Source organism: Micrococcus sp. Mcc89 (genome assembly GCF_024519795.1).
Classification (GTDB): Bacteria; Actinomycetota; Actinomycetes; order Actinomycetales; family Micrococcaceae; genus Micrococcus; species Micrococcus luteus.
This window is the reverse complement of the sequence record NZ_JALJRI010000084.1, coordinates 14,836-29,410: the sequence shown is the minus strand read 5'-3', so window position 1 is coordinate 29,410 and position 14,575 is coordinate 14,836. Positions and strand designations below refer to the sequence as shown.

Below are 14,575 nucleotides of genomic sequence, written 5' to 3'. Positions count from 1 at the left end.
GAACAGCATGTCCACTGACAACTCTTTCGGCCTGATGCGCATCGGCCTGGCCACGGCGGAGGACATCCGCCGCTGGTCCTACGGCGAGGTCAAGAAGCCGGAGACCATCAACTACCGCACCCTGAAGCCGGAGAAGGACGGACTCTTCTGCGAGAAGATCTTCGGCCCCACCCGTGACTGGGAGTGCGCGTGCGGCAAGTACAAGCGCGTGCGCTTCAAGGGCATCATCTGCGAGCGCTGCGGCGTCGAGGTGACCCGCTCGAAGGTGCGCCGCGACCGCATGGGCCACATCGAGCTGGCTGCGCCGGTCACCCACATCTGGTACTTCAAGGGCGTGCCCTCGCGCCTGGGCTACCTGCTGGACCTGGCGCCGAAGGACCTCGAGAAGGTCATCTACTTCGCGGCGTACATGATCACCTCGGTGGACGAGGAGGCCCGGCACCGCGACCTGGCCAACCTCCAGGCCGAGTACGACCAGGAGACCCGTGTCCTGGCCGACCAGCGTGACTCCGACATCGCCGCGGTGGCCGCCGACCTCGAGAAGGACCTGGCCAAGCTGGAGTCCGAGGGCGCCAAGGCCGCCGAGAAGAAGAAGGCCCGCGACGCCGCGGACAAGACCATGGCGCAGATCCGCAAGCGCGCGGACGCGGACCTGGACCGCAAGGAGCAGGTCTGGGACCGCTTCAAGAACCTCAAGGTCGCCGACCTCGAGGGCGACGAGGGTCTGTACCGCGCCATGCGGGACAAGTACGGCCAGTACTTCGAGGGCTCGATGGGCGCGGAGGCGATCCAGCGTCGCCTGCAGACCTTCGACCTCGAGGCCGAGTCCGAGATGCTGCGTGAGACCATCAAGACGGGCAAGGGCCAGCGCAAGACCCGCGCCTTGAAGCGCCTGAAGGTCGTCAACGCGTTCCTGACCACGGACAACTCGCCCGAGGGCATGGTCCTGGACGCCGTCCCGGTGATCCCGCCGGAGCTGCGTCCGATGGTGCAGCTGGACGGCGGCCGCTTCGCGACCTCCGACCTCAACGACCTGTACCGTCGCGTGATCAACCGCAACAACCGCCTGAAGCGGCTGCTCGACCTCGGCGCGCCCGAGATCATCGTCAACAACGAGAAGCGCATGCTGCAGGAGGCCGTGGACTCGCTGTTCGACAACGGCCGCCGCGGCCGGCCGGTGACCGGCCCGGGCAACCGCCCGCTCAAGTCACTCTCCGACATGCTCAAGGGTAAGCAGGGCCGGTTCCGTCAGAACCTGCTCGGCAAGCGCGTGGACTACTCGGGCCGCTCGGTCATCGTGGTGGGTCCCCAGCTCAAGCTGCACCAGTGCGGCCTGCCGAAGCAGATGGCGCTGGAGCTGTTCAAGCCGTTCGTGATGAAGCGTCTCGTGGACCTGAACCACGCGCAGAACATCAAGTCCGCCAAGCGCATGGTGGAGCGCTTCCGTCCGCAGGTCTGGGACGTGCTCGAGGAGGTCATCACCGAGCACCCGGTCCTGCTGAACCGCGCCCCCACCCTGCACCGTCTGGGCATCCAGGCCTTCGAGCCGCAGCTCGTGGAAGGCAAGGCCCTGCAGCTGCACCCGCTGGTCTGCTCCGCGTTCAACGCGGACTTCGACGGCGACCAGATGGCGGTCCACCTGCCCCTGTCGCCGGAGGCCCAGGCCGAGGCGCGCCTGCTCATGCTCTCGAGCCACAACATCCTGAAGCCCTCGGACGGCCGCGCGGTCGCCGTGCCGGCCCAGGACATGATCATCGGACTGAACCACCTCACCACGGTGCGTCCGGACGAGGTCGGCGCGGGCAACCTGTACGCGACCGTCGGCGAGGCCATCATGGCGTTCGACGGCGGCGACCTGCACCTGAACGCGCCCGCGCGGATCGGCGTCGAGGGCTTCGTGCCGTCGGCGGACGTGCCGGCCCCCGAGGGCTGGTCCGAGGGCGAGATCGCCCTCATCGAGACCACCCTGGGCAAGGTGCTGTTCAACGAGCTGCTGCCGGACGACTACCCGTGGCTGGACAAGCAGGCGACCAAGGGCACCCTCGGTCAGCTGGTCAACGACCTGGCCGAGCGCTACCCGATGGTCGTCACCGCGCAGACGCTGGACAACCTCAAGGACGCCGGCTTCCACTGGGGCACCTGGTCGGGTGTGACCGTGGCGATCTCGGACATCACCTCCGACTTCGACAAGGCCGCCATCATGGAGGGCTACGAGGAGCAGGCCCAGCGCGTGCAGCAGCAGTACGACAAGGGCCTGATCGCGGACGACGAGCGTCGCTCCGAGCTGATCGACATCTGGAACAAGGCCACCGACGAGGTCGCCGCGGCCATGAAGGACGGCCTGCCGGAGCTCAACACCATCAACCGCATGGTGTCCTCCGGTGCGCGAGGCAACTGGCTCCAGGTGCGCCAGATCGCGGGCATCCGCGGCCTCGTGGCCAACCCGAAGGGTGAGATCATCCCGCGTCCGATCAAGTCCTCGTACCGCGAGGGCCTGTCCGTGCTCGAGTACTTCTCCGCCACCCACGGCGCCCGCAAGGGCCTCGCGGACACCGCGCTGAAGACCGCGAACTCGGGCTACCTGACCCGTCGTCTCGTCGATGTGTCCCAGGACGTCATCGTCCGCGAGGACGACTGCGGCACCGAGCGCGGCCTGTCCGTCACGATCGCCGCCCCGAACGCCGACGGCGAGCTGGTGGCCCACGAGCAGGTCGAGAACTCGGCCTTCGCCCGCACGCTGGCCCAGGACGTCACGGGCGAGGACGGCACGGTGCTGGCCTCGGCCGGTGCGGACGTGGGCGACGTGCTGATCGGCGAGCTGGTGGCCGCCGGCGTCACGGAGATCAAGGTCCGCTCGGTCCTGACCTGCGAGTCCGCCGTGGGCACCTGCGCGAAGTGCTACGGCCGCTCCATGGCCACCGGTCAGCTGGTGGACATCGGCGAGGCCGTCGGCATCATCGCGGCCCAGTCGATCGGTGAGCCGGGCACCCAGCTCACCATGCGCACGTTCCACACCGGCGGTGTGGCCTCGGCCGACGACATCACGCAGGGTCTGCCCCGCATCCAGGAGCTCTTCGAGGCCCGCACCCCGAAGGGCGTGGCCCCGATCTCCGAGGTCGCCGGCCGCGTGACCATCGAGGACACCGAGGCGTCCGTGCGCCTGCTGCTCACGCCGGACGACGGCTCCGAGGAGATCGCCTACCCGGTGCTGCGCCGTGCGCGCATCCTCGTGGCCGACGGCGAGCACGTGCCGGTGGGCACGCAGCTCGTGGCCGGCGCCGTGGACCCGAAGCAGGTCCTGCGCGTGCTCGGCCCGCGGGCCGCGCAGCGGTTCCTCGTGGACGAGGTGCAGAACGTGTACCAGTCCCAGGGCGTGGGCATCCACGACAAGCACGTGGAGGTCATCGTCCGGCAGATGCTGCGTCGCATCACCGTCATCGAGTCCGGTGACACCGACCTGCTGCCGGGCGAGCTCACGGACCGGGCGCGCTTCGTGGCCGCCAACCGCGCCGCCGTCGCTGAGGGCCGCCAGCCGGCCTCCGGCCGCGACGAGCTGATGGGCATCACGAAGGCCTCGCTGGCCACGGACTCGTGGCTGTCGGCCGCGTCCTTCCAGGAGACGACCCGCGTCCTGACGCAGGCGGCCATGGAGGGCAAGTCCGACCCGCTGCTGGGCCTGAAGGAGAACGTGATCATCGGCAAGCTGATCCCGGCCGGCACGGGCCTGGACCGCTACACGAAGACCGTCGTGGAGCCGACGGAGGAGGCGAAGGCCAACCTGTTCGCCTCGCCGGCCGGCTTCGCGGACTTCGACTACCCGGGTCTGGACCAGTCGCTCGGCGAGAACGACTTCCACGCCGTCTCGTTGGACGACTACGACCGCGGGGGCGACTTCCGCGCCTGATCCCCGTCCCCCAGGGGGCCCGCCGTTCCGCCGCTCACGCGGGGGAGCGGCGGGCCCCTTGGCGTGCGGGGCCGGCTCGTCGACGGCGCCGGGGCGTGCTATGCTGTCAAGGATTGTTTTTCGTGTGGCAAATTGGACGCTGTCCGGGTCGCGGGGTCATTGCGCGGCAGATGCCACACTTTTGCACGCCTGCGGACGTCTGCTCGTTGCGAGCCCCCACAGGGAGAGGCAGAGCAGAGGAACGAGCAGCCGGCGCCCCGGGCGCCGGTCGATCACGTCAGCGATCACCGAAACACAGGAAGGCTGAAGAGTGCCTACGATTCAGCAGCTGGTCCGCAAGGGCCGCTCACCCAAGGTCGTCAATACGAAGGCCCCTGCCCTGCAGGGGAACCCCATGCGTCGTGGCGTGTGCACCCGTGTGTACACCACCACGCCCAGGAAGCCGAACTCGGCGCTGCGCAAGGTCGCCCGTGTGCGCCTGAACGGCGGCATCGAGGTCACGGCCTACATCCCCGGCGAGGGCCACAACCTGCAGGAGCATTCGATCGTGCTCGTCCGCGGCGGTCGTGTGAAGGACCTGCCCGGCGTGCGCTACAAGATCGTGCGCGGCGCCCTCGACACCCAGGGCGTGAAGAACCGCGGCCAGGCCCGCTCCCGCTACGGCGCCAAGAAGGAGAAGAAGTAATGCCTCGTAAGGGTCCTGCGCCGAAGCGCCCCCTCGTCGTCGATCCCGTCTACGGCTCCCCGCTGGTCACGCAGCTGATCAACAAGGTGCTCGTCGACGGCAAGAAGTCCACCGCCGAGCGCATCGTGTACGGCGCGCTCGAGGGCGCCCGTGCCAAGAACGGCGCCGATCCCGTGGCCACCCTCAAGAAGGCCATGGACAACATCAAGCCGGCCCTCGAGGTGCGCTCCCGCCGCGTCGGCGGCGCCACCTACCAGGTGCCCGTCGAGGTCAAGCCGGGCCGCTCCACGGCCCTGGCCCTGCGCTGGCTGGTCGGCTTCTCCAAGGCCCGCCGTGAGAAGACCATGACCGAGCGTCTGATGAACGAGATCCTGGACGCCTCGAACGGCCTGGGCGGCGCCGTGAAGCGTCGCGAGGACACCCACAAGATGGCCGAGGCCAACAAGGCCTTCGCCCACTACCGCTGGTGATCCGTGTGGCCCGGGGCGCGCGATCCGCGCCTCGGGCCGCAGGTGCGTCCTCTCGGACGGGCCACCCACCGCATCCACCTCACGAGCCCCCCCATTCCACCCGACCAAGGGAGACACCGTGGCACAGGACGTGCTGACCGACCTGCACAAGGTCCGCAACATCGGCATCATGGCCCACATCGATGCCGGCAAGACCACCACCACCGAGCGCATCCTGTTCTACACGGGTGTCAACCACAAGCTGGGCGAGACCCACGACGGCGGCGCGACGACGGACTGGATGGAGCAGGAGAAGGAGCGCGGCATCACCATCACCTCCGCCGCGGTGACCTGCTTCTGGAACGACCACCAGATCAACATCATCGACACCCCCGGCCACGTGGACTTCACGGTCGAGGTGGAGCGCTCGCTGCGCGTGCTCGACGGCGCCGTCGCCGTGTTCGACGGCAAGGAGGGCGTGGAGCCCCAGTCGGAGACCGTGTGGCGCCAGGCGGACAAGTACAACGTCCCGCGCATCTGCTTCGTCAACAAGATGGACAAGCTGGGCGCGGACTTCTACTTCACCGTCGACACCATCGTGAAGCGCCTCGGCGCGCGTCCGCTCGTGATGCAGCTGCCGATCGGCGCCGAGAACGACTTCGTGGGCGTCGTCGACCTGCTCTCCATGAAGGCCTTCGTGTGGCCGGGTGACGCCAAGGGCGACGTCACCATGGGCGCCTCCTATGAGACCCGCGAGATCCCCGCCGAGCTCCAGGAGAAGGCCGAGGAGTACCGCAACGAGCTCGTCGAGGCCGTCGCCGAGACCTCCGAGGAGCTCATGGAGAAGTACCTCGAGGGCGAGGAGCTCACCGTCGAGGAGATCCAGGCCGGCGTGCGCCAGCTGACCGTGAACGCCGAGGCCTACCCGGTGTTCTGCGGCTCCGCGTTCAAGAACCGTGGCGTGCAGCCGATGCTGGACGCCGTGGTCGCCTACCTGCCGAACCCGCTGGACGCCGGCTCCGTCAAGGGCCACGCCGTGAACGACGAGGAGGAGGTGCTGGAGCGCGAGGCGTCGAAGGAGGCCCCGTTCTCGGCGCTCGCCTTCAAGATCGCCACGCACCCCTTCTTCGGCACGCTGACCTTCATCCGCGTGTACTCCGGCCGCCTGGAGTCCGGTGCGCAGATCCTCAACGCCACCAAGGGCAAGAAGGAGCGCATCGGCAAGCTGTTCCAGATGCACGCCAACAAGGAGAACCCGGTGGACGAGGTGGTCGCCGGCCACATCTACGCCGTGATCGGCCTCAAGGACACCACCACGGGCGACACCCTGTGCGATCCCGCGAACCCGATCATCCTCGAGTCGATGACCTTCCCGGAGCCCGTGATCTCCGTGGCCATCGAGCCGAAGACCAAGGGTGACCAGGAGAAGCTCTCCACCGCCATCCAGAAGCTCGTCGCCGAGGACCCCACGTTCCGCGTGAACCTCAACGAGGAGACCGGCCAGACCGAGATCGGCGGCATGGGCGAGCTCCACCTGGACGTGTTCGTGGACCGTATGAAGCGCGAGTTCAAGGTCGAGGCCAACGTGGGCAAGCCCCAGGTCGCGTACCGCGAGACCATCAAGCGCAAGGTCGACAAGGTCGACTACACGCACAAGAAGCAGACCGGCGGCTCCGGCCAGTTCGCCAAGGTGCAGCTGTCCTTCGAGCCCCTGGACACCGCCGAGGGCGAGGTCTACGAGTTCGAGAACGCCGTCACCGGCGGTCGCGTGCCCCGCGAGTACATCCCCTCGGTGGACGCGGGCATCCAGGACGCCATGCAGTTCGGCGTGCTGGCCGGCTACCCGATGGTCGGCGTGAAGGCCACCCTGCTCGACGGCGCGTACCACGACGTCGACTCCTCGGAGATGGCGTTCAAGATCGCCGGCTCCCAGGCCTTCAAGGAGGGTGTCCGCAAGGCCAACCCGATCATCCTCGAGCCGCTGATGGCCGTGGAGGTCCGCACCCCCGAGGAGTTCATGGGCGACGTCATCGGCGACCTGAACTCCCGCCGCGGCCAGATCCAGTCCATGGAGGACGCCACCGGCGTGAAGGTGGTCAACGCCCTCGTGCCGCTGTCGGAGATGTTCGGCTACATCGGCGACCTGCGCTCCAAGACGCAGGGCCGCGCGGTGTACTCGATGACCTTCCACTCCTACGCCGAGGTCCCCAAGGCCGTGGCGGACGAGATCATCCAGAAGTCCCAGGGCGAGTGACCGCAGGTCACCTGCTCTGAACGACCTGCCCCGGGTCGGCCGCCGCAGCCGCGGCCGGCCCGGGGCGACCGGACCGCCCTCCCCGGCGCGGCGGTCCGCGATCAGGACGGGTCAGGTCCGGTCCGCTTCCGGCGGTCCCGACGGCCTGGAACCGGACTGGCCCTCGTGAGGCCGGGATTTCCCCAACCCCGCACCATCCGAGTAGACTCAGTCAAGTTGTCAGCACGTCGCAGGCGGCTGAGCAGTCTTCTTGACGATGAACCAGTTCTTAGGAGGAACTAGTGGCAAAGGCAAAGTTCGAGCGGACGAAGCCGCACGTCAACATCGGCACCATCGGCCACGTTGACCACGGCAAGACCACGCTGACCGCCGCCATCTCGAAGGTCCTGTACGACAAGTACCCGGACCTGAACGAGGCCCGTGACTTCGCGACGATCGACTCCGCCCCCGAGGAGCGTCAGCGCGGCATCACCATCAACATCTCCCACGTGGAGTACCAGACCGAGAAGCGTCACTACGCCCACGTGGACGCCCCCGGTCACGCCGACTACATCAAGAACATGATCACCGGCGCCGCTCAGATGGACGGCGCGATCCTCGTGGTCGCCGCCACCGACGGCCCGATGGCCCAGACCCGTGAGCACGTGCTCCTGGCCCGCCAGGTCGGCGTGCCGGCCCTGCTCGTGGCCCTGAACAAGTCGGACATGGTCGAGGACGAGGAGCTCCTCGAGCTCGTCGAGATGGAGGTCCGCGAGCTGCTGTCCTCCCAGGACTTCGACGGCGACGAGGCCCCGGTCATCCGCACCTCCGGTCTGAAGGCCCTCGAGGGCGACCCCCAGTGGGTCAAGTCCGTCGAGGACCTCATGGAGGCCGTGGACGAGTTCATCCCGGACCCGGTCCGCGACAAGGACAAGCCGTTCCTGATGCCGATCGAGGACGTCTTCACCATCACCGGTCGTGGCACCGTGGTGACCGGTCGCGCCGAGCGCGGCACCCTGAAGATCAACTCCGAGGTCGAGATCGTCGGCATCCGCGACGTGCAGAAGACCACCGTCACCGGCATCGAGATGTTCCACAAGCAGCTCGACGAGGCCTGGGCCGGCGAGAACTGCGGTCTGCTGCTGCGCGGCCTGAAGCGCGACGACGTGGAGCGCGGCCAGGTCGTGGTGGAGCCGGGCTCCATCACCCCGCACACCAACTTCGAGGCGAACGTCTACATCCTGTCCAAGGACGAGGGTGGCCGTCACAACCCGTTCTACTCGAACTACCGCCCGCAGTTCTACTTCCGCACCACCGACGTCACCGGCGTCATCACGCTGCCCGAGGGCACCGAGATGGTCATGCCCGGCGACACCACCGAGATGTCGGTCGAGCTCATCCAGCCGATCGCCATGGAGGAGGGCCTCGGCTTCGCCATCCGCGAGGGTGGCCGCACCGTGGGCTCCGGCCGCGTCACCAAGATCACCAAGTGATCTGACGCATCCCGTCTCGTGGCTCCGTTGAGCCGCTGACGCGCGACGCCCCCGTCTCCGGGTCCCCCGGAGGCGGGGGCGTCGCCGTGTCCGACGACGGCGCGGCGGCGGCGGCTAGGCTGGGGAGCATGCCTGAACTGCTCATCCTCATCGTGGTGCTCGCCGTGGCCGTCGTGGCCGTGCGCTGGGCGCTGCGGACCTTCCGTCCCGAGATCGACCGTGCCCGGCGCATCCGGCGCGCGAACCGCGGCGGGGAGCTGGAGCGATGAGCCTGCCCGGCCCGCGCCGCCTCTTCGCCGTCACGGCGATGGCCGAGATGTTCACCTGGGCCGGTCTGCTGATCGCCATGGGCCTCAAGTACGGCGGAGTCACGGAGCGGATGGTGCCGATCGCCGGCGGCGTCCACGGCTTCGTGTTCCTCTGCTACCTCGTGGTGACGGTCGCCGTGTGGATCGATGGGCGGTGGCCCGTGGCCCGCGGACTCCTCGGCCTCGGTTCGACGATCGTCCCGTTCATGACGGTCCCGTTCGAGCGGGCCCAGCGGCGGCGCGGCGAGCCGGCGTCGCGGTGGCAGGTCGTGGACCGCGCGCCGGGGGAGCGGGGGCCCCTCGAACGGCTTCTCGTCGTGGTGCTGCGCCATCCGGTGGTCAGCGCGCTCCTGGCGGTCGCCGTGGTCGCCGTCGTCTTCACCCTGCTGCTCAATGCCGGCCCGCCCACCGAGTGGGGCCGCTGAGCCCGGGGGACCGCCGGGCCCGGCCCGCCGATTGGCGGACTGGGCCCGCTTCTGTCTATACTGATTCGGTTGCTCAAGCGCCATTGCGCTGTCGTCGTGTGTCTCGCGGCGGCAGCTCGGCCCAGATGTGACGTCACCACTCCGACCCGCCACAGGCGTGTGCCCTCCCAGGAATGCGACACGCCCGACCGCGTGGACCGGAGTCCGGCGGCGGCGAGGAACCCGGTCCGACCGGATTCGCCCCGCGCGGGTGGAGGACAAGAAGGCGGGCACGATCCGCCGCACAGGGACAGGAACAGCACACCCGACGAGAGAGGCGTGACGCCATGGCGGGACAGAAGATCCGCATCCGGCTGAAGTCGTACGACCACGAGGTCATCGACGTCTCGGCCCGCAAGATCGTTGACACGGTCACGCGCGCAGGCGCGACGGTGGTCGGCCCCGTGCCGCTGCCGACGGAGAAGAACGTGTACTGCGTTATCCGTTCTCCCCACAAGTACAAGGACAGCCGCGAGCATTTCGAGATGCGCACCCACAAGCGGCTCATCGACATCATCGACCCGACCCCGAAGGCCGTCGACTCGCTCATGCGACTGGACCTGCCCGCGGACGTCAACATCGAGATCAAGCTCTGAGAGGGAGGTGCTGAGAGACTATGACCAACACCCAGAACATCAAGGGCCTGCTGGGCACGAAGCTCGGCATGACCCAGGTCTGGGATGAGGACAACAAGCTCATCCCTGTGACCGTGGTCAAGGCAGACCCGAACGTCGTCACCCAGCTGCGCTCCGAGGAGACCGACGGCTACACCGCCGTGCAGATCGCCTACGGCCAGATCGATCCCCGCCGCGTGACCAAGCCCCTGGCCGGTCACTTCGAGAAGGCCGGCGTGACCCCGCGTCGCCACCTCGTCGAGCTGCGCACCGCCGACGCCGCCGAGTACTCGCTCGGCCAGGACGTGACCGTGGAGGTCTTCGAGGCCGGCCAGAAGGTCGACGTCGTGGGCACCACCAAGGGCAAGGGCTTCGCCGGCGCCATGAAGCGCCACGGCTTCGCCGGTGTGGGCGCCTCGCACGGCCAGCACAAGAACCACCGCAAGCCCGGCTCCGTGGGCGGCGCGTCCACCCCCGGCCGCGTGTTCAAGGGCCAGCGCATGCCCGGTCGCATGGGCGCCGTGCGCCAGACCACCATGAACCTGACCCTCCACGGCATCGACGTGGAGAACAACCTCCTGCTGATCAAGGGCGCGGTGCCCGGCTCCAAGGGCCAGGTCGTGCTCGTCCGCAGCGCCGTGAAGGGAGCCTGAGACCATGGCTGAGAACTCCGTGAAGACCGTCCAGGTCGATCTGCCCGCCGAGCTCTTCGACGTGCAGTCCAACGTGCCGCTCATGCACCAGGTCGTCGTCGCCCAGCTCGCCGCCGCCCGTCAGGGCACGCACAAGACGAAGCGCCGCGGCGAGGTGTCCGGTGCCGGTCGCAAGCCGTTCAAGCAGAAGGGCACCGGCCGCGCACGTCAGGGCTCCATCCGCGCCCCGCACATGACCGGTGGTGGCGTCGTCCACGGCCCGACCCCGCGTGACTACTCGCAGCGCACCCCCAAGAAGATGAAGGCCGCCGCCCTGCGCGGTGCCCTGTCGGACCGCGCCCGCAACGGCCGCGTCCACGTCATCGAGGCCCTCGTGTCCGGGACCACCCCGTCCACCAAGGCCGCCAAGGCGGGCCTCGCGTCCCTGAACACCGGCCGCAAGAACGTGCTGCTGGTGATCGACCGGGCCGACGACGTCGCCGCCCTGTCCGCCCGCAACCTGCCCGCGGTCCACACCCTGTACGCCGACCAGCTGAACACCTACGACGTGCTCGTCTCCGACGACGTCGTGTTCACCCAGGCGGCCTACGAGGCGTACGTGGCCCAGGCTTCCGGCGCCAAGAAGGAGGATGCCCAGTGAGCGGCTCCATCAACAAGGATCCCCGCGACGTGATCATCGCTCCCGTCGTGTCGGAGAAGAGCTACGGTCTGATCGACGAGGGCAAGTACACCTTCCTGGTCGACCCGCGCTCCAACAAGTCCGAGATCAAGCAGGCGGTGGAGCGCATCTTCAACGTCGACGTGGCCTCGGTCAACACCCTGAACCGTTCCGGCAAGCGCCGTCGCACCCGCTTCGGGTGGGGCCAGCGCAAGTCCACCAAGCGTGCCATCGTCACGCTCAAGGACGGGACCATCGACATCTTCGGAGGTCCGCTCGCCTGATCGGCGTGCGGAGACCACTTAATCGAGGAACTGACACATGGCTATCCGTAAGTACAAGCCGACCACCCCGGGCCTGCGTGGCTCGTCCGTGGCCGACTTCGCAGAGATCACCCGGTCCACGCCGGAGAAGTCCCTTCTCCGTCCGCTGCACAAGACCGGCGGCCGCAACAACACCGGTCGCATCACCACCCGTCACAAGGGCGGCGGCCACAAGCGCCAGTACCGCCTGGTCGACTTCCGTCGCCACGACAAGGACGGCGTGCCCGCCACCGTCGCGCACATCGAGTACGACCCGAACCGCACCGCCCGCATCGCGCTGCTGCACTACGCGGACGGCGCCAAGCGCTACATCCTGGCCCCGGCCAAGCTGAAGCAGGGCGACGTGGTCGAGGCCGGCCCGCACGCCGACATCAAGCCCGGCAACAACCTGCCGATGCGCAACATCCCCGTGGGCACCACCATCCACGCGGTGGAGCTGCGCCCCGGCGGCGGCGCCAAGATGGCCCGCTCCGCCGGCGCGTCCGTGCAGCTGGTCGCCCGCGAGGGCAAGTACGCCCAGCTGCGCCTGCCCTCCGGTGAGATCCGCAACGTCGACGTGCGCTGCCGCGCCACGATCGGCGAGGTCGGCAACGCCGAGCAGTCGAACATCAACTGGGGCAAGGCCGGCCGCATGCGCTGGAAGGGCGTCCGCCCGACCGTCCGCGGCGTCGTCATGAACCCGGTCGACCACCCGCACGGCGGTGGCGAGGGCAAGACCTCCGGCGGTCGTCACCCCGTCAACCGGAACGGCAAGCCCGAGGGCCGCACGCGTCGTCCGAACAAGGAAAGCGACAAGCTCATCGTGCGTCGCCGTCGTACCGGCAAGAACAAGCGATAAGGGAGCAGGGAAGACATGCCTCGCAGCCTGAAGAAGGGCCCCTTCGTCGATCAGCACCTCTACCTGAAGGTTCTGGCCGAGAACGAGAAGGGCAGCAAGAACGTCATCAAGACCTGGTCCCGCCGGTCGATGATCATCCCGGACATGCTGGGTCACACCATCGCGGTCCACGACGGACGCAAGCACGTCCCGGTGTTCGTCACCGAGTCCATGGTGGGTCACAAGCTGGGCGAGTTCGCCCCGACCCGGACCTACCGCGGCCACGTGAAGGACGACAAGAAGGGCAAGCGCCGCTGAGCCTGAGGGCACAGCACGCTTGACCTTCTCGAGAATCGAAAGAGAGAAGCAATGGAAGCCAAGGCAATTGCGCGCCACCTGCGCGTGACGCCGATGAAGGCCCGGCGCGTCGTCGACCTGGTCCGTGGCAAGCAGGCCACCGAAGCACTGGCCATCCTGAAGTTCGCCCAGCAGGGCGCTTCGGAGCCGGTGTACAAGCTGGTGGCCTCCGCGGTGGCGAACGCCCGCGTCAAGGCGGACCGCGAGGGCCAGGCCTTCGACGAGGACGCCCTCTACATCACCGAGGCCTTCGTGGACGAGGGCCCGACCATGAAGCGGTTCCAGCCCCGTGCTCAGGGCCGCGCGTACCGCATCAACAAGCGCACGAGCCACGTGACCGTGGTCGTCGCGTCCAAGGACGAGAAGGGTGGGAACTGACAATGGGCCAGAAGATCAACCCCAACGGGTTCCGCCTCGGCATCACCACCGACCACGTCTCGCACTGGTTCGCGGACTCCCACAAGGAGGGCCAGCGCTACGCTGACTTCCTCAAGGAGGACGTCAAGATCCGCGAGCTGATGACCACCGGCATGGAGCGCGCCGGCATCTCCAAGGTGGAGATCGAGCGCACCCGTGACCGCGTGCGCGTGGACATCCACACCGCGCGTCCGGGCATCGTGATCGGCCGCCGCGGCGCCGAGGCCGACCGCATCCGCGGTGAGCTCGAGAAGCTCACCGGCAAGCAGATCCAGCTGAACATCCTCGAGGTCAAGAACCCCGAGACCGATGCCCAGCTGGTGGCGCAGGGTGTGGCCGAGCAGCTCGCCTCGCGCGTGGCGTTCCGCCGCGCGATGAAGAAGGCGATCCAGTCCGCCATGCGCGCCGGCGCGCAGGGCATCCGCATCCAGTGCTCCGGCCGCCTCGGCGGCGCCGAGATGAGCCGCTCGGAGTTCTACCGCGAGGGTCGCGTGCCGCTGCACACCCTCCGCGCGAACATCGACTTCGGCAAGTTCGAGGCCAAGACCACCTTCGGCCGCATCGGCGTGAAGGTCTGGATCTACAAGGGCGACCTGACCGCCAAGGAGCTCGCGGCCAAGGAGGCCGCGCAGCCCTCCGGCCGTGGCCGTGGCGGCGAGCGCCGCGGCGGCGGTGAGCGTCGTCGTCGCAACGATCGCGCCGAGCGTGCTCCCCGCCAGGAGAACGCCGGCGCCGGCGCCGAGACCCCGGCCGCCGCTCCCGCTGAAGGAGGCAACGCCTGATGCTGATCCCCCGTCGCGTCAAGCACCGCAAGCAGCACCACCCCAAGCGTTCCGGCGCCGCCAAGGGCGGCACCACCGTGACGTTCGGCGAGTGGGGCATCCAGGCGCTCACGCCGGCCTATGTGACCAACCGTCAGATCGAGGCCGCCCGTATCGCCATGACCCGCTACATCAAGCGTGGCGGCAAGGTCTGGATCAACATCTACCCGGACCGTCCGCTCACCAAGAAGCCCGCCGAGACCCGCATGGGCTCCGGCAAGGGCTCGCCGGAGTGGTGGGTCGCCAACGTCAAGCCCGGACGCGTGCTCTTCGAGCTGTCGGGTGTCACGGAGGACGTCGCCCGCGAGGCGCTCCGCCTGGCCATCCACAAGCTGCCGCTGAAGGCCCGTATCATCCGTCGAGAGGGTGGTGAGTGATC

At 68.4% G+C, this 14,575-nt stretch carries 16 protein-coding genes; all 16 read left to right on the top strand.

Annotation, left to right across the window (positions count from 1 at the left end):
* Positions 1 to 7 precede the first annotated feature (7 nt).
* The 16 genes from NR072_RS08630 (at position 8) to rplP (ending at position 14,573) form a co-directional block, all read left to right on the top strand.
* On the top strand, positions 8 to 3,904 hold the full coding sequence (locus tag NR072_RS08630; protein WP_036317751.1) for a DNA-directed RNA polymerase subunit beta': 3,897 nt from the start codon (positions 8 to 10) through the stop codon (positions 3,902 to 3,904).
* A gap of 310 nt (positions 3,905 to 4,214) precedes the next feature.
* Positions 4,215 to 4,589, top strand: coding sequence for a 30S ribosomal protein S12 (rpsL, locus tag NR072_RS08625; RefSeq protein WP_256836870.1), 375 nt, complete (start codon positions 4,215 to 4,217; stop codon positions 4,587 to 4,589).
* A complete protein-coding gene (rpsG, locus tag NR072_RS08620) occupies positions 4,589 to 5,059 on the top strand; it encodes a 30S ribosomal protein S7 (protein ID WP_010080379.1) in 471 nt (156 codons plus the stop codon). Before rpsL ends, rpsG begins: the two co-directional genes overlap by 1 nt.
* Positions 5,060 to 5,177: 118 nt before the next feature.
* A complete protein-coding gene (gene fusA, locus NR072_RS08615) occupies positions 5,178 to 7,292 on the top strand; it encodes an elongation factor G (protein WP_036381535.1) in 2,115 nt (704 codons plus the stop codon).
* Positions 7,293 to 7,573: 281 nt separating this feature from the next.
* Positions 7,574 to 8,764, top strand: a complete 1,191-nt coding sequence (gene tuf, locus NR072_RS08610; protein WP_036317754.1) for an elongation factor Tu — start codon at positions 7,574 to 7,576, stop codon at positions 8,762 to 8,764.
* A gap of 128 nt (positions 8,765 to 8,892) precedes the next feature.
* A complete protein-coding gene (locus NR072_RS08605; RefSeq protein ID WP_162833779.1) occupies positions 8,893 to 9,033 on the top strand; it encodes a hypothetical protein in 141 nt (46 codons plus the stop codon).
* A complete protein-coding gene (locus NR072_RS08600; protein WP_041103558.1) occupies positions 9,030 to 9,497 on the top strand; it encodes a DUF3817 domain-containing protein in 468 nt (155 codons plus the stop codon). The genes NR072_RS08605 and NR072_RS08600 overlap by 4 nt, the downstream gene beginning before the upstream one ends.
* 326 nt (positions 9,498 to 9,823) lie before the next feature.
* A complete protein-coding gene (rpsJ, locus tag NR072_RS08595; RefSeq protein ID WP_002857463.1) occupies positions 9,824 to 10,132 on the top strand; it encodes a 30S ribosomal protein S10 in 309 nt (102 codons plus the stop codon).
* Between the two features lie 20 nt (positions 10,133 to 10,152).
* Complete coding sequence (gene rplC, locus NR072_RS08590; RefSeq protein ID WP_036317759.1) at positions 10,153 to 10,803, top strand: 50S ribosomal protein L3; 651 nt, start codon at positions 10,153 to 10,155, stop codon at positions 10,801 to 10,803.
* 4 nt (positions 10,804 to 10,807) lie between these two features.
* Positions 10,808 to 11,443, top strand: a complete 636-nt coding sequence (gene rplD / locus NR072_RS08585) for a 50S ribosomal protein L4 (RefSeq protein ID WP_041103272.1) — start codon at positions 10,808 to 10,810, stop codon at positions 11,441 to 11,443.
* Positions 11,440 to 11,745: a 50S ribosomal protein L23 gene (rplW, locus tag NR072_RS08580; protein ID WP_002857471.1), complete on the top strand. Its 306-nt coding sequence runs from the start codon at positions 11,440 to 11,442 to the stop codon at positions 11,743 to 11,745. The genes rplD and rplW overlap by 4 nt, the downstream gene beginning before the upstream one ends.
* Positions 11,746 to 11,782: 37 nt before the next feature.
* Positions 11,783 to 12,622, top strand: coding sequence for a 50S ribosomal protein L2 (gene rplB, locus NR072_RS08575; protein ID WP_256836869.1), 840 nt, complete (start codon positions 11,783 to 11,785; stop codon positions 12,620 to 12,622).
* A gap of 15 nt (positions 12,623 to 12,637) precedes the next feature.
* Positions 12,638 to 12,919 carry a 30S ribosomal protein S19 gene (rpsS, locus tag NR072_RS08570; protein ID WP_002857475.1) on the top strand — a complete coding sequence of 94 codons (282 nt, stop codon included), beginning with the start codon at positions 12,638 to 12,640 and terminating at the stop codon, positions 12,917 to 12,919.
* Positions 12,920 to 12,970: 51 nt separating this feature from the next.
* Entirely contained in the window at positions 12,971 to 13,336 is a 366-nt protein-coding gene (rplV, locus tag NR072_RS08565) for a 50S ribosomal protein L22 (RefSeq protein WP_017487837.1), read from the top strand.
* A 2-nt stretch (positions 13,337 to 13,338) separates the two neighbouring features.
* Entirely contained in the window at positions 13,339 to 14,157 is an 819-nt protein-coding gene (gene rpsC / locus NR072_RS08560; protein WP_002857479.1) for a 30S ribosomal protein S3, read from the top strand.
* Positions 14,157 to 14,573 (top strand): 50S ribosomal protein L16, encoded by a 417-nt coding sequence (gene rplP / locus NR072_RS08555; protein ID WP_036317764.1) that lies wholly within the window; start codon positions 14,157 to 14,159, stop codon positions 14,571 to 14,573. Before rpsC ends, rplP begins: the two co-directional genes overlap by 1 nt.
* The last annotated feature ends 2 nt before the right edge of the window (positions 14,574 to 14,575 follow it).